19 protein-coding genes and 1 other RNA gene are annotated in these 22,456 nt (G+C 42.4%); 8 read left to right on the top strand and 12 right to left on the bottom strand.

Annotated features, from left to right (window positions below; genetic code table 11):
* Positions 1-74: 74 nt before the first annotated feature.
* Positions 75-1,790 (bottom strand): DNA polymerase III subunit gamma/tau, encoded by a 1,716-nt coding sequence (gene dnaX, locus ICN21_RS03250; RefSeq protein WP_216176666.1) that lies wholly within the window; start codon positions 1,788-1,790, stop codon positions 75-77.
* A gap of 32 nt (positions 1,791-1,822) precedes the next feature.
* Here dnaX and ffs point away from each other — a divergent pair.
* Positions 1,823-1,921, top strand: an RNA gene (gene ffs, locus ICN21_RS03255) — signal recognition particle sRNA small type.
* Positions 1,922-1,966: 45 nt separating this feature from the next.
* Here the strand turns inward: ffs and ICN21_RS03260 are convergent.
* From ICN21_RS03260 to ICN21_RS03270, 3 genes are all read right to left on the bottom strand, one after another.
* Positions 1,967-3,100 (bottom strand): linear amide C-N hydrolase, encoded by a 1,134-nt coding sequence (locus ICN21_RS03260; protein ID WP_216176668.1) that lies wholly within the window; start codon positions 3,098-3,100, stop codon positions 1,967-1,969.
* A gap of 291 nt (positions 3,101-3,391) precedes the next feature.
* Positions 3,392-3,703: a BrnA antitoxin family protein gene (locus ICN21_RS03265; protein ID WP_216176670.1), complete on the bottom strand. Its 312-nt coding sequence runs from the start codon at positions 3,701-3,703 to the stop codon at positions 3,392-3,394.
* Positions 3,672-3,953, bottom strand: coding sequence for a BrnT family toxin (locus ICN21_RS03270; protein WP_216176671.1), 282 nt, complete (start codon positions 3,951-3,953; stop codon positions 3,672-3,674). The genes ICN21_RS03265 and ICN21_RS03270 overlap by 32 nt, the downstream gene beginning before the upstream one ends.
* 563 nt (positions 3,954-4,516) lie before the next feature.
* On the opposite strand from ICN21_RS03270, the gene ICN21_RS03275 reads away from it, so the two are divergent.
* A complete protein-coding gene (locus ICN21_RS03275) occupies positions 4,517-6,055 on the top strand; it encodes a DNA cytosine methyltransferase (RefSeq protein WP_216176673.1) in 1,539 nt (512 codons plus the stop codon).
* A 5-nt stretch (positions 6,056-6,060) separates the two neighbouring features.
* Here the strand turns inward: ICN21_RS03275 and ICN21_RS03280 are convergent, their stop codons facing one another.
* From ICN21_RS03280 to ICN21_RS03300, 5 genes are read right to left on the bottom strand one after another with little or no spacing between them, the layout of a single operon-like run.
* The gene (locus ICN21_RS03280) at positions 6,061-7,386 is read right to left on the bottom strand and encodes an ATP-binding protein (RefSeq protein ID WP_216176675.1); all 1,326 of its coding nucleotides are present in this window, start codon (positions 7,384-7,386) and stop codon (positions 6,061-6,063) included.
* 4 nt (positions 7,387-7,390) lie between these two features.
* Entirely contained in the window at positions 7,391-9,499 is a 2,109-nt protein-coding gene (locus tag ICN21_RS03285) for an AIPR family protein (protein WP_216176677.1), read from the bottom strand.
* Positions 9,500-9,509: 10 nt separating this feature from the next.
* Positions 9,510-10,463 carry a PD-(D/E)XK motif protein gene (locus ICN21_RS03290; RefSeq protein WP_216176679.1) on the bottom strand — a complete coding sequence of 318 codons (954 nt, stop codon included), beginning with the start codon at positions 10,461-10,463 and terminating at the stop codon, positions 9,510-9,512.
* Positions 10,453-13,188 carry a Z1 domain-containing protein gene (locus ICN21_RS03295; protein ID WP_216176681.1) on the bottom strand — a complete coding sequence of 912 codons (2,736 nt, stop codon included), beginning with the start codon at positions 13,186-13,188 and terminating at the stop codon, positions 10,453-10,455. The genes ICN21_RS03290 and ICN21_RS03295 overlap by 11 nt, the downstream gene beginning before the upstream one ends.
* Complete coding sequence (locus tag ICN21_RS03300; protein WP_216176683.1) at positions 13,185-14,645, bottom strand: ATP-binding protein; 1,461 nt, start codon at positions 14,643-14,645, stop codon at positions 13,185-13,187. The genes ICN21_RS03295 and ICN21_RS03300 overlap by 4 nt, the downstream gene beginning before the upstream one ends.
* Positions 14,646-15,138: 493 nt before the next feature.
* Between ICN21_RS03300 and ICN21_RS03305 the strand changes: the two genes are divergently transcribed.
* Both ICN21_RS03305 and ICN21_RS03310 read left to right on the top strand, forming a co-directional pair.
* Entirely contained in the window at positions 15,139-15,549 is a 411-nt protein-coding gene (locus ICN21_RS03305; RefSeq protein WP_216176685.1) for a hypothetical protein, read from the top strand.
* Positions 15,550-15,596: 47 nt separating this feature from the next.
* Entirely contained in the window at positions 15,597-16,520 is a 924-nt protein-coding gene (locus ICN21_RS03310) for an RES family NAD+ phosphorylase (protein ID WP_216176687.1), read from the top strand.
* A gap of 198 nt (positions 16,521-16,718) precedes the next feature.
* Here ICN21_RS03310 and ICN21_RS03315 read toward each other — a convergent pair whose 3' ends face one another.
* Positions 16,719-18,626: a DUF3857 domain-containing transglutaminase family protein gene (locus tag ICN21_RS03315; protein WP_216176689.1), complete on the bottom strand. Its 1,908-nt coding sequence runs from the start codon at positions 18,624-18,626 to the stop codon at positions 16,719-16,721.
* A gap of 19 nt (positions 18,627-18,645) precedes the next feature.
* Positions 18,646-18,933: a hypothetical protein gene (locus tag ICN21_RS03320; protein WP_216176691.1), complete on the bottom strand. Its 288-nt coding sequence runs from the start codon at positions 18,931-18,933 to the stop codon at positions 18,646-18,648.
* A 137-nt stretch (positions 18,934-19,070) separates the two neighbouring features.
* On the opposite strand from ICN21_RS03320, the gene ICN21_RS03325 reads away from it, so the two are divergent.
* The 4 genes from ICN21_RS03325 to ICN21_RS03340 are packed head-to-tail and all read left to right on the top strand — an operon-like array spanning position 19,071 to position 20,380.
* On the top strand, positions 19,071-19,385 hold the full coding sequence (locus ICN21_RS03325) for a hypothetical protein (RefSeq protein WP_216176693.1): 315 nt from the start codon (positions 19,071-19,073) through the stop codon (positions 19,383-19,385).
* 40 nt (positions 19,386-19,425) lie between these two features.
* The gene (locus ICN21_RS03330; RefSeq protein WP_216176695.1) at positions 19,426-19,746 is read left to right on the top strand and encodes a hypothetical protein; all 321 of its coding nucleotides are present in this window, start codon (positions 19,426-19,428) and stop codon (positions 19,744-19,746) included.
* Positions 19,743-19,943 carry a hypothetical protein gene (locus ICN21_RS03335; protein WP_216176696.1) on the top strand — a complete coding sequence of 67 codons (201 nt, stop codon included), beginning with the start codon at positions 19,743-19,745 and terminating at the stop codon, positions 19,941-19,943. Before ICN21_RS03330 ends, ICN21_RS03335 begins: the two co-directional genes overlap by 4 nt.
* On the top strand, positions 19,943-20,380 hold the full coding sequence (locus ICN21_RS03340) for an HAD domain-containing protein (RefSeq protein WP_216176697.1): 438 nt from the start codon (positions 19,943-19,945) through the stop codon (positions 20,378-20,380). Before ICN21_RS03335 ends, ICN21_RS03340 begins: the two co-directional genes overlap by 1 nt.
* Positions 20,381-20,431: 51 nt before the next feature.
* Here ICN21_RS03340 and htpG read toward each other — a convergent pair whose 3' ends face one another.
* Positions 20,432-22,333 (bottom strand): molecular chaperone HtpG, encoded by a 1,902-nt coding sequence (htpG, locus tag ICN21_RS03345; RefSeq protein WP_216176698.1) that lies wholly within the window; start codon positions 22,331-22,333, stop codon positions 20,432-20,434.
* Between the last annotated feature and the right edge of the window lie 123 nt (positions 22,334-22,456).

The raw sequence follows: 22,456 nt of genomic DNA on the forward strand, positions 1-22,456 counted from the left end.
TCCTCAGTACTTATGTTGATTGCTTATGTTGCTTACTATGATTGATACTTATGAATGAATTTAAAGAGGCCAGATTACAGTGGCTTGACTGAGCCACCAACGACTTTAGCGCCAAACTCTTTTTCTAATTGCTGAATAAAAGGATCGGCAGCAATCAATTGCTCAGCATTCATTCTTTTTTCTTGATGAATCTGTGCATCTACTTTGGCAACGGTCTTACCTTCTACTTCACCTTTTTCAATCACGATCTTGACTGTCTTACCAAAGTGCGCAGTCAGTGCATCAGCTAGGCGGGCGATAGAAGCCTCGGAGGCTAACTGCGGCATTGGAGTCAGAATGCTTGCTTTCACAGCCGCAGGTGAATCTGCCCAATCTTGTAACTCTGTCTGAAATGCCAATTGCTGCACTAAACCCTTGACTGGTAACTGACGCATCAAGCTATGCCAATCGGGACGCTCAGCAGGGTTACCAACTGCGCTAGCGGCAACAGCGACCGGGGCAGCTGCAGCAACAGGAGCAGGAGCAGAGGCAGAGCCAGAGGCAGAGACCGACTTAGCACTTGCAGATGCTGGCGCTGCTTTAGCGGCAGGAGCAGAGGCTGCAGAGGATGAACGCGCAGTATTAACTAGTGCTGCCGGTGGTGCTGAAGGTGTGGGTGCAGAACCTCCTCCGCCACCACTGCTATTGCTGCTTCCCGGACGAAACGCCAGCATGCGCAAAAGTGTCATGGCAAAACCAGTTTGCTCATCGGGTGCGAGCGATAGGTCAGGACGGCTTGTAATCGTAATTTGGTAGAAGAGTTGTGCTTCTTCTTTGGTGAGTTGTCCTGCTAAGCGACGAATCTCACCTGCTTCTGGCCAATCCTCTAAGACAGACTCTGGCACGACTTGGGCTGCTGCAATTTTTTGCAACAAGCTAGATAAGTCTTGCAATGCTAATGAGAATGACATACTGCGCTCACCCATTTCATTAGCAACTGCCAAAAGGCTTGCGCCATCTTTGGCAATGATGCAATCTAAAATCCGAATGAGGTATGCATCGTCTAATGTGCCGAGCATGCCGCGCACTGATTCTTCGGTGACCTTACCAGCAGCATAAGCAATTGCTTGATCTGTGAGTGATAAAGCATCGCGCATTGAGCCTTGCGCTGCTTTTGCTAAAACACGTAGTGCATTAACTTCATAGGTCACTTTTTCTGCAGCGAGTACTTTCTCTAAGTGCTCAACGATGAGTGGCACTGGCATTTGCTTGAGATTGAACTGCAAGCAACGCGACAAAATGGTCACAGGGATCTTTTGCGGATCCGTAGTAGCCAGAATAAATTTGACGTGCTCTGGCGGCTCTTCTAATGTTTTGAGCATGGCATTAAAGGCATGATTGGTGAGCATATGCACCTCGTCAATCATATAAACCTTATAGCGACCATTACTCGGTGCGTAGGCTGCTTTCTCCAGAAGTGCAGCAATATCATCTACACCGCGATTACTCGCTGCATCCATCTCGATATAGTCAACAAAGCGACCTTCATTAATTTCTAAGCACGATGGACATTTTCCGCAAGGCTCTGATGTCATCTTGCCCGATCCATCCGATCCTGTGCAATTGAGCGCTTTAGCCATAATCCGCGCAATCGTGGTCTTACCGACGCCACGAGTACCCGTAAAGAGCCACGCATGATGCAAGCGACCCTGATCTAAAGCATGGGTTAAGGCTTTCACCACATGGTCTTGCCCCACCAATTCGGAGAATGTTTTAGGGCGCCACGAACGGGCTAATGCCAGTGCTGTCATGTCCTACATTCTAACAAGCTAAAATGGAAGAGGATGGGCCTCCCCGCATGGTGGGTTGGATAACCTGGTCAGGTCGGGAACGAAGCAGCCAAACCCAATTTCTGCCAGTGCCGGGGGTTTGGCTCATCCACCCCCAGCCTGCCATTACTGCCATTACGAAGTGAGATCAAACATCCCTAATTGATGGGAATATAGGTCTGAGGTTTATTGAGATCGTAAAACTGCACCTCTTTGGCATTGGGATCAATCTTCTTAAAGTCAAACGCCAACACATTGGTGCTTTCAAACATCTTGACGTAATACATCCTATTTTTATTATCAGCAACCACAGACCATTCTGTAATCTCAATGCCACCTGCCCCGCCACCATAAGCATTGCTTGCTGGTAAGCTAATCGCACCAGGAGGAATATCAAAGCTACCCAAAATATGCCAAGCGGTATTGGTATGCTGAGCAGTTGAGTAAGTGGTCGGTACGGACTTGGTTAAAAATAGCGCACGAATAAAACGACTCGGACTGAGGTAGTCTCCCGGTAGGCCATGCAAACCGCTACCGGAGCTTGGTGGAACAAAACTAGCGCCATTAATTACCAAAGCATTGCGCTCTACATTCGTCAGATTTGCGTAGTTACCAATATTGTTGAGCTGCTCTCGAAAGGCAGGATCATTCGTCATCACCCCAGTTGGGTTATCGGTCATCACTAACTCGCCTTTGAGATACTCAATGACTAGGCTCCTACCCAGCGCATCATGCAAGGTCATGCGGACAGGTGCCGATTGATTATGAAATGCCGGAATGATGGAGCGATTCACCAAAATCTTCGGAAAGCCGGCTTTGACTTCATCAATCGTTGCATAGTTGGTCAAGGCATAAGTGAGCATCTGCACTGAAGCAATACTCTTCGCGGAATCGGCTGCTGGCACCGCCTGAAATACCGCGGTATTGGGAGCATTGAGTAAGCCACCGACCAAACCTTTTTCATTCATACCATCAACGAGTACTGGCAAACCCAAACCATTCATACCAGCGGCGGTATATTTAGCCGTCCAATTGAGACCTGTACCGGGTTTGCTATCCACACCCACACCTTGCATAGCCGTATTTTTAGGAATGAGGGTGAGCTGCGACTTGAGCGCTAAACCAAACTCCATCGTTCTGCCATACACGTAACCGTTGTCATTGCCTTTGAGCAAAAAGCTTGTACAGGCATTACTAATGAGAGGAGTCAATGCCAAAGAAGCGCACACGCTAGTGGCGACGATTTTTTTAGTGAGTTGATTCTTCCAACTTTGTTTAACTTGATTTTGCACAGCTACCCCTTTTGTTGAAATGAGATGTTCTAATATTTTTACAGAAAGCAAAAGCACGCTTATGAATTGAGCGGATATTGGCAATGAATCGCCGGTCTATGGACTGGGCTATTGATATAAACCCATAGAGTTACCAAGATCACGATGGTCGCTAGCGCGAAGTATTTAGTTTTAGCTTGCTTCATAGGAATTAGATTAACACTAGAATAGTTCAGGCATCGAGCTCGATCTTAAATAAGCTGCATGTGATCTGAAAGACTGGCTTCACCAGCCCCTTAATGATCTAGAAAATTATGGTCGATGAGTCAAAAGCCAATCTTTAAGCGCTAAATCAATTTTTGTTTGCCAACCCGCACCCGCCGCTTTGAATTGCTCTATGACTTCAGCCGATAAACGAATCGTTGTGAGTTTTTTGGGAGACTTACTCACGCTACCGACAGGTCTGCCACGCAATCGTTTCGCAAAAGCCTCTCGACCTTCACTTTCAGAAACAATCTTGCCACCTATACTCCACACAGCGCGCGCTAGATCCTCATCTGTTAACTCTGGGGCATCATCAGGATCAACCCACTCAACGCTGGTATTTTTTCTTTTCACGTTCATTTGCCTTCCTCATCGAGATCACTCTCATTTTCTTGTCACGCTTCGTCCAGACAAGCACAGTGAGACGATCATCTAAAAATCCGTACGTTATATAACGATGCTCACCATAATGACAGCGGGCATCCTCAATATTTGCTGCAGCATCGGCAAAGACCTCTTCTGCACGAGCAAAATCCAGGCCACGCGCTATAAGAGTTTGTAAACGTTTCTGCGGATCAAACTCTATTGATCGATTTAATTGTAGTAACAAATTATTCGGCAATCAAGTAATTATTTGTAAATACAAACAATTAAAGAATGTGGAGGGTGCGCAGAATTCCCCAAATCATCCAAATGATTGCTAAAACTAGGACAGTTCGAGCGTCAAGCTGGATCTTGAATAGTTGTAACTGTCTGTGAGAACACTCAATAGATACGCGCAAAACTAACCTCCTATATAGAAGGTTTCAGCGTAGAGATATCACAAGGTAATAAATAGGGATGAAAGATGAATTGAGTGTAGGAAAGGAATTAAGCTTCCTACACTCCCCTAGCATCTATAAAGCTAATTAGTTTTGTCTTAGCTTGCCCCGCACGCAACAGAAGTAAATCAGATGCTTTGGCAGCTAAGATTCACCTAGATAAATAGATGGAACTCACAACCAAAAATTCTGAAGCAATTGAAAAGATTGGGGCAGCAAAATGGATTTTTACAGCATCTAGAAACCATAATAGGAACAATAAAGTAGGGATACGAGAGTGAACCTGGAGAGCTTTTGTATACTAAGCATGAAAAATTCCTGCTATCAAATTTGTATAGCCTAAAATCAGAACATGTCCAAAAAACTTAAATTTATTGACATATTTAGTGGCTGTGGAGGCCTTTCTTATGGCCTTGAGATGGCAGGTCTTGAATGCCTTGCTGCTGTAGATTTTAATGCTATTGCTATAGAGACATTTAATCTAAATCATAAGCATCCAGTTGGGTTAAAGAGAGACTTGACACAGTTTGAGCCTAAAGAGCTCGCTGAAATAATGGGCATAAACGAAATTGACCTAGTGGTTGGTGGACCCCCTTGCCAAGGCTTCTCGACAGCAAGAACACAAGGCGGCGCTAATTTTGGCAAAGATTTTGTTGATGATCCGAGGCGTGATCTCTATAAGCGCTTTCTAAAACATGTTGAGTTTTTTAAACCCAAGATATTTGTCATGGAAAACGTCTTGGGTATCAAAAGCATGGGCAGCGGAATTTATTTCACCAAGATTCAGGAAGCCAGTAGAGCCTTAGGATACTCAGTTGTACCAGTTCAAATTAATTGTTGGGAGTTTGGGGTTCCCCAAAAGCGTATTCGCCAACTGTTTATCGGCACTCGTGTTGGGTTACCACTGTTCATGCCTTCGCGCTACCTAACAAAAACTCATTCACTGGAACCCAGCGATCACTCTATGGAGTCGATAGTTACATTAGGTGAGGCCATCTGCGACTTACCTCCATTAAAAACCAATGATGGCTCCATTGAATCAAAATATGATTTGCATCTAAGAAAAAATCACCTCAAACAATTTAGCAATCGATACATCATAGATTTAATGGGGGCTGATAAGGCTCCAAAATTGACCTGGCATGTATCTCGACCCCACTCCGAAAGAGATTTGAGGGATTTTCTACTCCTTAGAGAGGGGGAAAATAGCAAAGGCGCTATTGCTAGAGGCGAAGTTATGGAAACGCCTTACTCCATGGAGTCTTTTGCTGATAAATACAAAAGACAAAGCAGATTTGATCTTTGCTCAACGATTGTTGCTCACTTAAAGAAAGATGGATTAATGTTTATCCATCCAACACAAAATAGATCCCTAACACCAAGAGAGGCAGCACGAGTTCAATCTTTTCCGGATACTTTTCAATTTTCCGGCCAAAGAGGAAATGTATATGAGCAGGTTGGGAACGCCGTACCTCCTTTAGCCGGAAGAGCAATTGGCATTGCCATAAAGGCCTATCTAAAAAATAATTCTTCTTCAGAAGGAAGGCCACAATTCAAGGAATCAGAAAGAAATAAGGCCATCAAAAAGCTAGAGGAATTAACTAATTCTCTATACCTAGGCGTTATTGGCAAGATGAATGCAAAGGAATTTCTATCAATATGGAATTTGGTTCACGTTGTCCATCCAACACTCCATCCAGAAACAGCGCTTGATAGATCTGGCGAAATTCATATGCCGCCATCAGGCACCAGCGATGTTATAGCGCCTTATTACAAGAGATCAGGCTGGCCAGTAGCTCTTATTCCAATAGCAATAGAGGCAAACACTCGTTACAGCAATAAAGAGCTAACAGAGGAGGATTATTACTTCAATAATCTTGCCTCAGTCTAACTAAATTAGGCCAAAGGTTTCTCGCCCGCCTTCTTTTCCTCTGCAAGACGTTTAAATATCCTCAAGAGGTAACGTCTCTCACTGGGGGTGGCTTGACCGAACAGCTTGGGTAATACGTTTTTTACAGTTCCCGGCGTTAGACTCCATTCGGCATCTAATTTAGATAATGAATTACTAACTAGCTGTTCAAAATTTTTATCGTCAGTCTCATATACCGAAGCACCGGAGAATGTTGTCTCTCCATGAGCTCTATATAAATCATTAGCTTTTTTAATGATTGGGGCCAGCTTTAGGATTGCTTCTTCGCGAATTTCCCTTGGGAAGTTAATTTTCATCTTCGAGATATTTACCTTAAAGAGATCATCAAACCCAGCGGGTATTTCTACAAGAACTCTTGCTAGCTTAGAGTGCTCGTCAGAGGTTCTTAACCCACACCAGCCACCACTTTGTAGTAATCGGCCAGCTCTATAGATATAAAAGCCTTGTTGCTTATTCCATTTTTCAGGGCCGCCAGCACGAAGATGTGCAGATGACGATGAAAATTGACTTTGAGTTGGAAGGACAAATGGCCTAAATTTAATGTTGCCCTTCTTTCCATCCATCGAGATAGGAATAGAAAATGACTCCAATTCCAATGTATTTTTTTCACTTCGGCAAAAGGGATCCCAAGATTCAACTAAATCACCATTAACAAAGATCATTACCTTCTTCGATCTCTGCTCACCAGTTAGATAACGATGAAAAGTAGCGCCAAGCAATACCTTTAAATCTTGGGTTAATTTCTTAATGTCATTTTCGGCCCTACCACCGGTAGGATCCTGAAAGTTTAATAATCGATTCAGTTTTTCCCAAGTTACCGCAGTCCCAGTAGTTGAGTACAAATGCTCGACAACTGGATTTAGCAGCTCATCAATCTCAACAGGCAAGATCTCCCACTGATCAACCTTATTAACATGATCCATATCCCAGGAATAGGAATGGACTTGAACCTTCTTTTGTGAGTTTCTAGAGGACACAGTCAATGAATCGCACTGACTTAGAGAGGAGGTTTTTAAGCCAAGGCCAAATTTACCCAAATCATCTTGCTCATAATCCCTCATGGAGCCAAATCTCATGGCCTCCCTTATTTCAGCGGGCGTCATTCCAACGCCATTATCAAGAACAGTTAAATATGAATCATAGCCATCAAAATGCAGGTTTACTTGAATTACATTTGCTCCAGCTTGTATGGAGTTATCAACAATTTCTGAAACTGCATCACTAAATTCATATCCCAAATCTCGCATGGATGAGATAAGTCTTTTTGCACTTGGTATAGAGATTACTGTCATATATTTAATTTAACGTGTGACGAAAACCTTCGTCTTCAGCCTTGTTTTTTAATTCAATAATAGTTCGCCAGTCTTTATCATTAAAAATGGTTAGAAAACTTTTTGGCGTAGACACCTTCTTAATCAAGGACTGTTCGTTAGGGGTAAAAAATTGGAAGAATGGTGGCCACTGACACAAACCTGCAAAATAACCAGAATTCATTAACTCATAGCAAGTATTTTGAGCAGATATGCCATCATCAATTTGTCCTATTTTTTTATTTTCTGCTTTTCTTGAATTTGCTTCCTTTTTATCCAATAGAAATGCATTCAAATCTTCACTCCATTCAACCGGGAGCGATTGTATTCTATTCCAACACTCTTCTTTTTTGGTCCACTCACCAACGTTAGTTGTGCCGGGAGGAGGGGTAAGAATTAGTTGCTGTACACGTATGGCAAGCTCAACTAAGTACGGGCCTAGAACATCAGGCACAGCCTGAGCTGCCCAAACTTTACTCAAATCAAATTCTCCGCCTTTAACTCTGAATATATTAAAAAATTCAGCTATCGTATATGCAGCAATTTGAGCGCGATAGTCTCCGGCATACCAGTCCCCTCGAGCAGAAGAGATTAGGGATTCAATCTTTTTCCAAAGAACGGCAATCGAAGCCATGTCTTGGTAATAAGAATCCCCAAAATTTGGGCTAATAGTTTCCCAATGCTCAGTTTCTGACGCATCACCCTTTGGGGTGAATTGAGCAGCAAATTTGAGAAAGTTCTTCTGAGCGCCTTGGCTAATCCAAAATGGCTTACCCTTCCAAGCGCTGTCGTACTTAGCTAAGTCAGTTTTATTAATTACCTGAGTGCTTGGGAATTCCAAGTCAAAAAGGTCTCGTTTTGACTTATTTAAATATAAACGTTCGTTTTGGTATTGACCGCGAGATCTCTCATAAAACCATTTCGAATCAAGTCGTGTACCTGCCCGAACTGGGGCACGTAAACGCCTAGAAATTTCCTCAAGCTTCCTGTGTATTGGATGATTTGCAAAAAAGTCAGCAATCGCAACTTTATTTTGAGTGTTTGCATACTGAGCAATTTTAGGAATCATTAAATTTGCTTCACTGACATTAACAACAGTTAGCTTCATCTGAACAGTTACCCCAGAGAGACTAAGACCGTCTTTTTTTCTTGCGCTCAAAATACTTGCAGTAGTTTGACCACCATTAACAATTTGAAAGTCTGCTAACTCAGTAATTTTTAGACCGTCAGATGTTCGTCCAACATCAACACTTGTAGCTGTCGCAGCAATACCATTGTTATACGCAAAGAATAGTGATGGAGCGTCCTGAATAGTGGACCTAATTCCCTTATTAACACCACCCTTCATACCTAAAAAAGATCTAACGTTACCCTCAAGCAATCTACTTCCGTATCTCTCGAAGAGATCCGCAAGCAAGGGTGCCTCGATTACACATAAGTAAGAACTTAAATTTTCAGTCTTAGAGGCCTCAATACAAGGGATTCCGTCGGAATCAAAATCACTTAAAACAATTTCGATTTGTTCGCGCTCTCTTGAGGATTCGTAGAGAGACTTAATTCTTAAAAGATCCCAAACTTGGTGTTCTATTGAAATTCCGCCAATATCCCCACTTAGACTCTCTTTAAATCTTTGGCTTAATACGGCATTAGAAAAAAGGTGTAGTCTAATTCTAGAGATTTTATTCTTGTACTCAGATAGAGTTGTTGATATCTCATATACCCCGCTTGACTCTACCTTTTCTTCAAAAAGATTATTTTTTATAGAGCCAACAATAAAATTTTCAAGATTTGTGAACAGCTGATTCACTTCTGCGGTTGTAAGCGTCTCAATCGCATCTGAGTCATACCACTTACCTATCACCAAGCCAAGTGTTCCATCTGACTCATCAAAGTCAGTGTAGCCATGAATTTTGTAGTTCTTATTTCCTAGCTTGCCCTCATCCTCGGATAATTTAAATTCCCCATAAATAGGGTCATCCTCAAGACGGTCACTAACCTCGCGTATGAAGGCAATTGTGTCAACTAGATGATCATTTGATGCTCTTCTAGCAACAATATGACGAAGCTCTTCATGAAACGACTCTAAAGTTTCCATACGAAATTATTTATATTTTAAATTTGAGTAAATCTTCTAGTTTTAGGGTGTATTGACAGCTAGCTATTGCATCAGGAACATTGGCTGCCGTTAATTTAGGAAAATCTTCCGCAGCCTGATATCTAGTGACGGCATTTAGCGAGAAGTAAAACTTATCGTAATAGTCATGGCGAACATACCCAGACTCTAAAAGCGTTGATCTAAATATCATTAAGGCTGCTGGGTCTGAATAGATTAGATTTTCAATCTTAGTCACATACTCATTTAGATTGAATGCTTGACTATCGCCAAGACCGACCTTAATTAATTCAATTACTACAAGTGTTATTGGAAGACTTGAGCTTAACTGGTCTAATGAGGCAATTGAAATAGTCTCACCATTTACTCTTATCGTTTTTATTTCATAAGAGTGATCTGAGAATATAAAGTCCTGGTCTGCGCCTTGAGGTCCTACCCAAGCATTCAGGGGGATATTGATCTCATGCCCACTTTTTATAATTTCTTCTTCTAGGAAAATTAATTCGCCTAACAGCCCCTGAATTTGAAATTCAGCTAGTAACCCGTTACCCCCTGCTTGAAAAAGCTTCTCCCAAGACTTGAGCCTTTTTTCAATAAGCAATATGAGCGCAAATTCGGCATCACACTGTGTAGCAGCGTCAATTAAATTCTCACATAAAACTTCAAATACATTGAAAAGCTTTGCGTCAAGCAGCCGAAGAACTATAAACCATGATTTATCTGGCCGTTCAATTGTTAAGTAATCAATGGCTCCCGACTTTAAGTTGATGCTTGGAGGGCGACTAATAACATTAAAGGCAAGGATGAAATTTTTTGAAGAATCAATTCCCACATAGACTGCAAATTTATTAACTGACTCTATTCTTTTTAGCTGATATTCGTCGCTTCCCAGTTCATTTTTATCTAAACCATTTATACATTCAGACCAAAGATCTTTAATCTTCATCTTCATCACTATCATCAGTTTCACCAATTAGACCGAGCCGCGCTAGCGCAATGCGATTAAGCTTGTATGGCACATAGTTAACGTTCCCATTCTCTTCATAAATTGGGAAATTTAAGCCAAGAGCTACAAAAGGACCATTCGCCACATCTGAAGCAGCCATTGATTTTGGCTTCTTAGACTTTCCAGCTTTTTCCGACTTAGTTTCCTTCGGGTCCATTGGTGTAATTAAATGAATTGTCAGAAGAGGTCTATGTCTAAAAGCCGTGAATGCTTTTCCTGGAACAGTTACCTTTCCATCATTCTTCGGATCTTGCCTCCACTCTGCCTCGGCTTCTTTTACTGCTTCCGGCAGTAATCCCACCTTCTCATCTTCACTCTCTCCAACCCTTTGTTTGTTCAATTTGTAAAAATTAGAACTGGGGGGAACTATTGAAAATTGTCGCCCCCTTGATTTCACAATCTCAATAGATCCGTCGTCTCTTGGAATTTTGAATTCCCCTAAGAGCTCTCCCGATCCTTGCGGCAAGCACACGTCCCACTCGGAGAGAGATTCCACGGTATTTTCTCTAATAAATTTTATTAACGGCCTCTCTTCATCAGGAGTCGTTACCATAAAGGCAAAATTCATATTGGAAATTGATAGGGTCGACAGATACATAGCAATCTGAGAAGCCGGAACATCTCCCCATATCCGCCTAGTACCGCTCATTTTGGATGGCTTTCCTAATGCGCCAAGAAATGATTTGGTTTCAGAAATATTTTTAGCAATCTCATTTTTCACGCTTGGAATAAATGGCGTTTCAGCCTTATATCCGCTAAAAGAAACGGCAATCTCTATTTCCTTGGCGTTTCGCATCTTATTGCGTGCTGTTACAAGAAGAGCCCCAGGATGTGACCTTACTCTCATACCAAATAATTTAGGTGGCTTTCTATTGACATGCATTCTCTTAATGTCGAGACGCAATTCATCCACAACATCGGCAATATGTTCAAACCATTCCTGTGCGTCTTCCGCAGCCCAAACCCTACACAAATCCTGATACCCAGAGCGATAACCAAACCATCTTCCCATTTGAAGCAAAGTATCGTAAGCCTTAGAATTTCTATAAAAATAACTTGTAGATAAGCCCTCTAATGTGAGACCTCTCGATAAAGTAAGCCCACCAATCGCGATTACCTTTCTACCTAATGGATGCTGTGTGTAATTTAACTTTTCCGTTTCTTCAGTTTTCTGGTTAATGGTTACTGTTTTAACGCTAGAAATTGAGCCATATAGAGCCTTGCGAACCTCATTCCAGCTATTACCTGCGTCTGAAAAATGCTGCTCCCAAGTCTCATGCAACTCAATTAATAGCTCATGTCTACTCCATAAAGCATCTGCTGCTAGGTATTGCTTAATTTCTTCGGTTAACTCATAAACGTAATTCTTTACAACGTCTGATAGCCTATTCTGAACATCCGTAAAGCGACTCACGTTAATTAGCATAGACCTATGCTTAAGCGGCTCTTCCCTTAAATCTCGAATCGCGCAGGTGATAAAAAAGACTCGTATAGCCTCTTTTAAGGATGGCGGTAGATCAAGAACTACAAAATCCTTTTTATGATTTTCTGGAATAAATTCTTCTGCATCATCAATTGTTTGAAGTTGATAATGATGCTCTCCATCCTCTCTAAAAATTTTTGCAACCCCAATATAGCTGCTCGGTGCATTTAATGAGTAGACAAAATTTTCTGGGAATAAATCTTCACCGTCCGGAGTAATAAACACATTGGCAAATGGGGTGGCAGTGTAAGCACAATAACTTGACTTACTGAATGATTCTAAGAGCTGTCTTATTAATTTATTAATTGTGGCTGGATCTTCATCTTTTTTTGCGTTAACGGATGCATTATCCGCTTCATCATCAATCATGAGCATTGGCACATCTAAATAATTATTGCCGCTCATCTGAGTCTCAAGAAAGCTCTTCAAATTAGAAAGCGCAGTTTTATTTTTCTTCATCACAAGAAGAACTGGCTCTTGAATATTCTTTAACGGTATTCCACCCAACGCTTTTTTATTTGAAGTTAAAAAATCTGAATCTACTGAAGTTAGGACATTTGGCGTCTTTGATCTAAACCTTCCTGATCCAATATCACTGCCACCATTAATCCCAAGCAAAATTTCCCTGCTATCTTTTCCTACAAAACCAGAATCTAGACGCGCCTGGGTTTGTGATCTCAACTCCTCGATTACGCCCGTAAGCAATATGATTACTCGGTATCCGACATCCGCTGCCCTGTTTACCAAACCACAATAATTAGCCGTTTTTCCAGACTGGACATCACCCATGACTAGCCCCTTAATTCGCCATGGGCCATCTCTTGAAGGATTTCCGCACTCATTAAGAATATTGTTCGTATCCTCATCCAAGACGCGAATAACGTCAGTATTGAAGCCATTGGTTTTTAGCTCATTGACATAAGCATCCCAATAATCCCATTTAATAGTTGGCTTCACTTCATCCAGCCAAGGATCCTGATCTCCACCATGCAGAGAATAGCCAGGCGTCGATCTCACACCAAGATTTGATTCAAGTCTTTTCTTGATGACCTTTAGATGCTCTTCACTTGCATCAGGAGCAATTCTCTTGAGCTGCCCAAGTATTTCCTCTAATAATTCATCAGTTAAGGTTTGGCTACCTAAAAGTCCAATTGCAATTACATAAAGATCCATGGCGGTCATACGTTTAATCCTTTTAATATTTCATCGTGCAATTTTGGATATCGACTTAATGGCTCCATCTTCAACACATCTTCAATAGATAAAACACTAGACTCCAGCAATATTTGGCCTATTCTGATTAACTCATCCACATCAGTGTCAAGTTTGGAACGGGCGTCATTACAAAGATCGGCATAAATTGCCTCAACCGGAAGCGAGCATTCAATAGCAGAAATTAAATCCCTCAAATTACCCATCGATTTCCCATCCAACTGCTCAGATACTCTCTTTACAAGTGGGTGCTCCTCATTGATCTCATACTTAAATAAGCCATGTGCGGGCTCTAGCCGCTCCCACAGTGGAGTAATTTGCTCAACCCCTCTTCTTCGTCCGGGATAAGTTACAGTCTTGCGACTTGTATTCGCAAAATGAGGTATCAATTCCTTTAGGCGATTACGAATTACATCCGGGGGAAATGCTGCGGATTTCTTAATATCTAGTGACCATAATTCATCAAATGAATTTGGTATATCCACTTGTATTCTTGATAATTTAAAAAACTCTTCCTTTGGGACCAATCGAAACCAAGTGCCCCAAATAACAAGTCTTCTACCCCGATAAATATAAAATCCCTGTGAATTTCTTAAGCCGTCCAAACCACCTGTAATGGCAATCTCTTCGGGCGTTAAATGATTTACCGGAGGAAGAATATGAGGGGTAATTGTGACATTGCCTTTTTCGTGGCGTATCACCTGGCCCTCTAGATTTTGCCTATAGCTATTTGCCTTTAAGAAAGGGTCTCGGAATGGCAGCGGCTGCCCGTTCACATCAATTGAAACCTCTTTAAACCCAGGCTCCTTTTGAGTAAACCGATGAAAAATTAAGGCCAAATATTCCAATAAACCATGGAACTTAAGTGTCATCTCTTTATCTGCATCTTTAGCGCCTGCGAGTAACTTATCTAGCTCCTCCCAAACGACAAGAGTTCCAGATTCTTGTTTATTAAGCTCTGCAAAAAAGCTAAATTTCTCAATTTCTTGAATGGAGGGAATTGTCACAACCCACTTATTTTTTAACGCTACGATATCTAGATCCCAGCATCGCGCATTAATCTGTCCATCTTTTTTTGATACAACGGTCAACTTTCTGCATTGAGAAAGAGATGCTGTCTTTAGTCCAAGCCCGAAGCGACCTAAATCAGATTTTTCACGAGGATCATTTGGATTTTTTCCGTGTCGCATTGCCTCGGTAATACCAGAGGAACTCATTCCGAGGCCATTATCTAAAATAGCCACAAATGGCTGCGATACCCCATCATAAGCAACGCTAATTTTTGTTGCCTCAGCAGATAGACTGTTATCAATTAAGTCTGCGATCGCAGCCTCAACAGAGTATCCAACTGCCCGCATTGACTCAATAAGTGAAATTGGATCAGGTAATACCTCTAACAATTCCACTTGATTATCTTTGCCATTCATATATTTTAATTAAATAAAGACATAATAAAAATTATTAACAATTCATTATAGGATGCCATTTACGGATAGCCTAAATAAAATTAATCTCTTTTAGGCTCAACATATGAGCCTTTAATAGAAGATAGATTAAATATATATTAGGTAAAAATAATGACAGTACAGGCTTCAGAACGATTGATTTACGGAGGCAAGGAGATTGTTTTTTCAATCCTTCATCGCTCTATTTTGCTTTACTGCTCGGTAGCGATCATCGGGATAGGGTATGAGTGCCCAAAGATCAAAGGGCTTTATTGATTTGCCCCTCTCATGAGAAAACCATACCAGCTTGTGCATTCTGCCTGTACCCATTCCCATGGGGCTTCTTTCAGGGTACGAGCAAGTGGACGGGGACGATACTTTACTTTCTTAATCTAAAAAAGGGGGATTTTATTTAGTGGTTTATATTTGGTCTAAATGTGGTTTAGAATTGGTTGTTAAATCAAAAAGGCGCTAAATGAAAGAAGCACATACACCTCGGAAATCTGTCCCCCCTATTGGGCTTTTTGACACTATCCCAGATGATGTCCTTCATTTTGGTATTGGTTCAAGCTTTAATGCCAAAAAAGTTCCGGAGATTCTCAGTCTAAAAAGAGAAGATATTTCCCGCATCACTTCTGTATCGATAAAATCTGTTCGATACGATGATGCGATTCCAGATCAGATGAAGGAGCGCCTCGAAGAAATTGCTAATACTATCAATATGGTTGCAAAAATATTCAATGGGGACATAGAAAAAACAACTGCATGGTTCAAGGTAAGAAACCCCTTCTTAGGTGATGTTTCTCCAAGAGATATGATTCGTCTTGGCCGATATGAACGTTTACGAAAGTTCATTATTAATGCCATGTCTCATAACATCGACTGATCACTAAATTAATAGTTATTTTGCCCAGTAATAAAAGTACGCCGACTTTGAGAAATAAAACAAATGTCCCAAGAGGCATTCTTGAGTTAGAGCGATTTACCGAAGCGAGCATCACTCAGTGGAATCATGCCTCTGAAAATCTCAATGAATTAGAAGATGTTCTTTACTTCAATCTTGAGCCTGAGCGTCGCAGACTTCGCCCTGAGCTAATCGCTAGCCTTCAGTGCATAACCCCGCTTGAATTTGAAATAAAAAATTGGTCGAGAATTGTGAGTTATGAGTATAGTGCCGAACCTCTATCCTGCCTTGGTAGCATTAAATCCTACGGCGGAAGATTTAATGTAGGACAAGAACTAGGTAGCGGCACATTGAGCCCATGGCCCGCTCTGTATATTGCAGAAACATATGAAACGGCCTTTAGAGAAAAACGTCAAATTGCCAGTAACTCCTTAACTGAAGGATTAAGTCCAAGCGAGCTTGCACTTCAACCAGGTGAGAACTTAACTTCGATATCAATACAAGGAAAATTACAACGAGTATTTGACATGAGGATGCCTAAAACATTAGAGCCCATCAGTAAAGTCTTGAAAAAGATCAAGATGCCAGACCGCGCAAAAGTTTTACAGAAACAATTAAGAATTTCTGCGCGAGATCTATTTATGATCACAAGCTCTAAGCAGCTCCATAATGCTATTTCTCAAAGTAACTGGAGAACTCTGCCGATTCAGTTTGGACTCCCTTCTCAAAGTCAAATCATTGCAGAGTTAGTAAAATCCGCCGGCTTTGAGGCCATCCTCTACCCTTCAAGCAAGGCAACTGGTAATTGCTTGGCCATATTTGCTGAGCTGCTAATCGATCATTCTTATATAGAAATAGCTGGCAAGAAATTAGATATTGTCAAACATCCTAAATTAGATGTTTCAAGTGCGCCCTATCTCATGGGTAATGAGCTGATAAAAGAAAACCCCTAATGAAGGGGCTCTGACAGAAACTTGAAGCAGTTTGCAATAACTCTCTCAAGCCGCTTGTTCAACATTTCTATTTGCAAGACTTCAACCGACGATGTCAAAAAAATCATCTTAAGATCACCTGATTTAAAAGGCAAGTAATGTCCTTTGGGGTTTGATGGGCATTATTAGACTTTCAATATTTGAAGATGAATTACTCAATCACTCATAAAAAATCTGCCCGCGCATATCTTTGATAAACACTTGGTAAAAATCCTTCCAGCGCTGCAGCTCGCTTGGCTCACACACTGCCCCCGGTCTTTGAATAGCTAGCTGACGCTTTACAAAGATATTGTTCTTTACTTCTTCATAGATGGCTTCATATTCAATACCCCCTTTTTTGTACTTCACGTTAGGCGGAATACGCGTCACCTTAGTGTTATCTGGAAAACGGATTTGATAAGCCTCACCCACCATGCGGGTGGTGCAAACATAGGGTACGGTAAATTTCTCAGGCGGCCTATCGTTTGCAATCATGGCCAACTCCCCTGGTGCTAAACCTACAGGCACAGTCATCGCTCCGGGTCCTGGGACATTGGCAATGGCATCTAGTGTGAACTCCGTCTGAGTGGTAAAGGGTCGATTGAGATCATAAACATAGCTGGTGGTGATTTTGCCTTCCCCAGTATGTCTAAATTTGGCTAATTGACTTTTGACTAACTTATCTGAGTAAGCCGTCTCTGCCCCTTCGTATTTATAGCGCGCATTAATCTCAGCAGTGCCAATATAGGTCGTATGGGTCTTGCCGGTAATACGTCCATCTTTTGCTACTTGCATGCTAATACCGGTAGCCATGCGATTTTCTTCTTTCTTAGGTTTTGGCGTGCGTGCCAATTTGGCTAACTTGGTTAGGAGTACTGGCTTATCCAATTCATCACCAGGCAGCACTCCAAATGGCGCCATCTCGGCTGTCGAATCTAAATACAAATTCCAAGCCGGAATATAGGTAATCATATGATTAAAAGGGCCAATCACAGGGTACTTAGGCACCACAAAAGCATTGCCTGAATTAATCAGCGCACTACTCGCTTCAATTCCTTTAGCTGCTAACAAAGTAATGAGTAGTGCATTGTGGTCTTTGCAGTCACCATAGCGGTTTCTCAGAATGCTATTGGCATCATGTGGCACGATGCCACCATCACCAAGATAAATAGCGACATAGCGAATGTTTCTAGAGACCCAGTTATAAATCGCACGGGCTTGCTCTTTTTTTAGATCGAGTGTTTTATCACTGGCGACTTTTTTCTCAAGTCCTTGGGTAATCTCATCAGCCTGCCTTTGAATTTCAGGGGTTACGATAAATTTATCTTTAATGCGCTCCTCATAGGCTTTAGCAAACGCTTCTTGACTGGGGAAGGTGGAGATGTGGATGTATGGCGAATAGTCACTGATCGCGACTTGGTACTGCTCTTTTTTCTTAATCTGCAGATTTTGATAGGCATAACTCACATGGCGCATGCCATCTTTGACTTCATCACGTGTTTGTTTAACCCCTTGGGTATCGGTATAGAGCTTTAGATCTTCTGGGTAATGGAGGTGGTACTCATGAGACTGGATCTCTAGATTAGGTGAAAAGTGCAGCCTTGTATAAAAATACCCGGGCAATAAAGGCTTGAAGGTCGTCAGTTTAGTTTTGTAATAGGTTTGAGATCCCGGGGTCACCTTTGGAAAGATGATGATTTTATGCTTTTGATCGGAGAACATCGCCGCGCCCGAGCTATTGTCATCCTCCACAGTTCTAATGGCATTGGCAGCAACTGGAATCTTCTCACCTTTTGGAGTGATGGTGTAGGCCTCGAGCACCTCTAGCTTAGAAAGCGTGGAGTTATAAGCCAAGTCAGCTTGTGACTCGGTATCAACCATCAGTTGGGATTTCACGAGGGTCGTGAGCTCATCAATTTCGACTACCGTACCATCGGCCTGAATCGTTTCTGTGATGACTGCTTTTACCGTTGTAGACAAGGACTCGAGCTCTCCCTTACCCGCGCTGGTAATAGTGACGTTTGCGAGCAATAGAAATCCCAGTAGGATTGCGCCAAGGCTACTAATTGATTGCAGTGCAAATTTCATTTCACTATTTTCTTCCTATTTAACGTCGCACATACGAATTGATATAGGCCTTGCGCATCGTCACTTCGCTGACCATCGGCACACCAGCGTGCTGATGAACAATTGCATAGGGTTCTTGTAGCATGGCTTTGTAGGGTGAGTACAAATTGCCTTTGGCATCTCTGAGCTTGAATTTAGGCAAGCCTAAAATCTTGGCGCTATCCACAAAGGCAGCTACCGCTAATGGTTTGGAGAGTGGCACGTGGGTATGACTACTAGGTGACACCTGGAGCGGCATGAAGGTAATCAATACAAGGGTACTTAGCATGAGGCTCTTTATAGGGTTAGTGTTTTTGGCTTTTGATTGAGTGATTTCATTTTGATACGCCATGAGCTCATTAGGTGAGCTTGAGGGTTTTTATTCTTGTCCCATGAACTCTTTTTTTAGAACATTTGGAGATAGCCATGAAATACCTCATCACCCTCTTTTTAATTGCTCAGGCCGTTTTATTGGTGCGCGGCGCCTGTGCTCAGGCCATTTATGGTCCAACGGGAAACTATCTGGGTTATAGCCAAACATCCCCCAGCGGTGTTACCAATGTCTATAACGCGACTGGTCAGAATGTTCAGTCGTATCAAGTCGATCACGGGCAGACTAATTTTTATAGCCCAGCTGGCGCCTATCAAGGCACGGCGACTACCCCGATTTATGCAGCGCCGAACACCACCATCAATACCCCACGCCAAGCACCGGTTGCACCTAGCGTGAAGGGCTGGTGATATGAAGTGCTCATCCATTAATCACTGACAGGAGAAAACGATGAAATACGTTAAAAAACTATTGGGATTTTGCACAGGCTTTCTGATTGCCAATGCCTGTATTGGCCAAGTCACGAGTTGGGATAACTCGCCTCTGAACTACAACAACAGCCCGCTGAACTACAACAACTCACCGCTCAACTACAACAATAGTCCGCTCAATTATCAAAACAGCCCCCTAAACTACAACTCGACTAATGGGGTTTATGACAACAGTGGCAATCGCATTGGCTATCAAACCCAATCACCTACTGGCGTGACCAATGTTTTTGATAACAATGGCAATCGCATTGGCTACTCACCTGCAGGGGTCAGACAATGAAAACCTTCGAATACGAGCTTGTCAAAATGGAGCCGGTAGAAACGGATTGCGACTCGGTTCAAGAAGTTTTAAATGAAAAAGGTGCTGAGGGCTTTCGCTTTGTAGGCATTCAAAAGCTGTGGGCAAGAGATAGCGATTGGAATGCGATTCAGCGCAACTTTCTAGTTCTAGAAAAAGAAGTGGAAGAAGAGCTGTAATGAGCGTTGTCAAAATTGTCTATCTCGATTTTGATGGAGTCTTGCATCCCAGCACTCCTATAGACAATGCTTTATTTTGTAGGGCACACCTACTAGAGAGCGTAATTGAAAATGCCACTACCTCATCAGCAGTCTCCATTGTGATTTCCTCGAGCTGGCGCTTTACCCATTCACTAGCTAGTCTTAAAGCCAAGTTGCCTCACTTTCTAGCGCAAAGAGTCATAGATGTCACCGGCCCTGCAGTCATTGGTAAACATGCACGCTATCAGGAGATCACGGCTCACGCTTACTCCAATGATGTTGTAGTGCAATGGCGCGCACTAGATGACTCCTATTGGGAATTTCCGAGCAATTGCCAAGAGCTCATTCGCTGTAATCCCAATACGGGCATTGGTCCTAAAGAACTAGCGCAGTTATCTAGCTGGCTACTGAACTAGTTAGCCACTAGAAAAATACCCCCTTCATACTTGAAGGGGGTATTATCTGATTTAATGCAAGAGCAGTTGATTCATGCGCTTGACAAAACTGGCCGGATCATTGAGTTGGCCGCCTTCAGCCAATAAGGCCTGGTCAAACAAGAGATTGGTCCAATCATCAAAATGCTGATCATCACCTTTGAGTTTTGCTAGCAATGGATGCTCTGGATTAATCTCCAATATGGGCTTCATATCCGGGGCATTTTGTCCTGCTGCTTTGAGCATGCGTAGCAAGTTACCAGAGAGCTCATTTTCATCGGCAATCAAACACGCTGGGGAGTCTGTTAAGCGGAAGGTCACACGCACATCCTTAACCTTTTCCTCCAAGACTTTTTTCATGCGCTCAACTAAGTCTTTGAACTGCTTCTCAGTCTGCTCATGCTCTTTCTTTTCTTTTTCATCACTCAGGCTTCCTAAATCGAGGCCGCCCTTGGCAACAGATGCCAACTGCTTGCCATCAAACTCAGTGATGAAAGAAAGCATCCACTCATCGACACGGTCCGATAACACGAGCACTTCAACGCCTTTTTTGCGGAAGATCTCTAAGTGCGGACTATTTTTGGCAGCATTAAATGTCTCGCCAGTGACAAAGTAAATCTTATCTTGGCCTTCTTTCATGCGAGAGATGTACTCCGCTAGGGATACGGTCTGCTCAGCAGAATCCGTCTGGGTGCTTGCAAAGCGCAGTAACTTGAGAATACGCTCTTGGTTTGCTTGATCTTCGCCGACCCCTTCTTTGAGTACTTGACCAAACTGGGTCCAGAAAGTGCGATATTTCTCTTTCTTAGCCTCATCGTCGCTATTAGCCAATTCTTCGAGCATGCTCAGTACTCGCTTGGTAGCACTTTCACGAATGACTTTAATGTCACGAGACTCTTGCAAGATTTCACGAGAAACGTTTAGCGGCAAATCAACCGAATCAATCACACCCGTGACAAAACGCAGATACATCGGCATGAGCTTTTCAGCGTCATCCATAATGAAGATGCGTTTGACATACAGCTTAATGCCGCCGCGCTTATTGCGATCCCATAAATCAAATGGTGCACGAGCTGGTACAAAAAGCAGTTGGGTAAATTCACTTCTACCTTCTACGCGATTTAAGGAATAGCACAGCGGATTCTCATAATCATGTGAGAGATGCTTATAAAACTCGTTGTACTGCTCTTCAGTAATGTCTGACTTATTACGAGCCCAAAGTGCGGAAGATTGGTTAATATTTTCAAGCTCATCTTTGATGACTTGCTCTTTTTTATCCTCATCCCACTCTTCTTTGCGCATTTGAATCGGCAAAGAGATATGGTCTGAATACTTGCGAATAATGGACTTGAGCTGATAACTATTGAGGAAATCATCTTCGCCTTCGCGCAAATGCAAGGTAATTTTGGTGCCGCGTTGTGGCAGATCAATTTGCTCAATCGTAAATTCACCAGAACCATCCGATTCCCAACGCACGCCATCAGCAGCAGGCAATCCTGCACGACGGGTATCAACCGTGATGCGGTCGGCAACGATAAAGGCCGAATAAAAGCCCACACCAAACTGACCAATTAAGGCGGCATCTTTTTGCTGATCCCCGGAGAGCTTGGAAAAGAATTCTTTTGTACCAGAGCGGGCAATCGTGCCCAGGTTACTAATCACCTCATCGCGACTCATGCCAATACCATTATCGGTAATGGTGAGGGTTCTGGCAGTCTTATCAAATTCCACTTTGATCTTGAGCTCTGGATCATCGCCATACCAATCAGGGTGAGCAATGCCTTCAAAGCGCAATTTATCGGCAGCATCGGAGGCGTTCGATATAAGCTCGCGCAGGAAAATTTCCTTATTGGAATATAAGGAGTGGATCATCAACTGCAGAAGTTGCTTTACTTCCGCCTGAAATCCTAAGGTTTCTTTAGTAGCAACAGTCATTATTAGCATCCCTTAAAAAATACGAACTGATACTTATTTGGGGGTGATTTTGCTAATTTCAAGGGCCATATTCAAGGTCTGTGCCCATGGAAAACCCCGCTCTTGGGCTGATGGCAATACTTT

Origin of the sequence: Polynucleobacter sp. AP-Feld-500C-C5 (assembly GCF_018882265.1) — a bacterium.
GTDB lineage: Bacteria > Pseudomonadota > Gammaproteobacteria > Burkholderiales > Burkholderiaceae > Polynucleobacter.

Coding starts and splice junctions, on each gene's coding strand:
- dnaX (WP_216176666.1), bottom strand. CDS start 1,790: ATGACAGCACTGGCATTAGCCCGTTCGTGGCGCCCTAAAACATTCTCC.
- ICN21_RS03265 (WP_216176670.1), bottom strand. CDS start 3,703: ATGAACGTGAAAAGAAAAAATACCAGCGTTGAGTGGGTTGATCCTGAT.
- ICN21_RS03275 (WP_216176673.1), top strand. CDS start 4,517: ATGTCCAAAAAACTTAAATTTATTGACATATTTAGTGGCTGTGGAGGC.
- ICN21_RS03280 (WP_216176675.1), bottom strand. CDS start 7,386: ATGACAGTAATCTCTATACCAAGTGCAAAAAGACTTATCTCATCCATG.
- ICN21_RS03285 (WP_216176677.1), bottom strand. CDS start 9,499: ATGGAAACTTTAGAGTCGTTTCATGAAGAGCTTCGTCATATTGTTGCT.
- ICN21_RS03290 (WP_216176679.1), bottom strand. CDS start 10,463: ATGAAGATTAAAGATCTTTGGTCTGAATGTATAAATGGTTTAGATAAA.
- ICN21_RS03295 (WP_216176681.1), bottom strand. CDS start 13,188: ATGACCGCCATGGATCTTTATGTAATTGCAATTGGACTTTTAGGTAGC.
- ICN21_RS03300 (WP_216176683.1), bottom strand. CDS start 14,645: ATGAATGGCAAAGATAATCAAGTGGAATTGTTAGAGGTATTACCTGAT.
- ICN21_RS03305 (WP_216176685.1), top strand. CDS start 15,139: ATGAAAGAAGCACATACACCTCGGAAATCTGTCCCCCCTATTGGGCTT.
- ICN21_RS03315 (WP_216176689.1), bottom strand. CDS start 18,626: ATGAAATTTGCACTGCAATCAATTAGTAGCCTTGGCGCAATCCTACTG.
- ICN21_RS03320 (WP_216176691.1), bottom strand. CDS start 18,933: ATGCTAAGTACCCTTGTATTGATTACCTTCATGCCGCTCCAGGTGTCA.
- ICN21_RS03325 (WP_216176693.1), top strand. CDS start 19,071: ATGAAATACCTCATCACCCTCTTTTTAATTGCTCAGGCCGTTTTATTG.
- ICN21_RS03330 (WP_216176695.1), top strand. CDS start 19,426: ATGAAATACGTTAAAAAACTATTGGGATTTTGCACAGGCTTTCTGATT.
- ICN21_RS03335 (WP_216176696.1), top strand. CDS start 19,743: ATGAAAACCTTCGAATACGAGCTTGTCAAAATGGAGCCGGTAGAAACG.
- ICN21_RS03340 (WP_216176697.1), top strand. CDS start 19,943: ATGAGCGTTGTCAAAATTGTCTATCTCGATTTTGATGGAGTCTTGCAT.
- htpG (WP_216176698.1), bottom strand. CDS start 22,333: ATGACTGTTGCTACTAAAGAAACCTTAGGATTTCAGGCGGAAGTAAAG.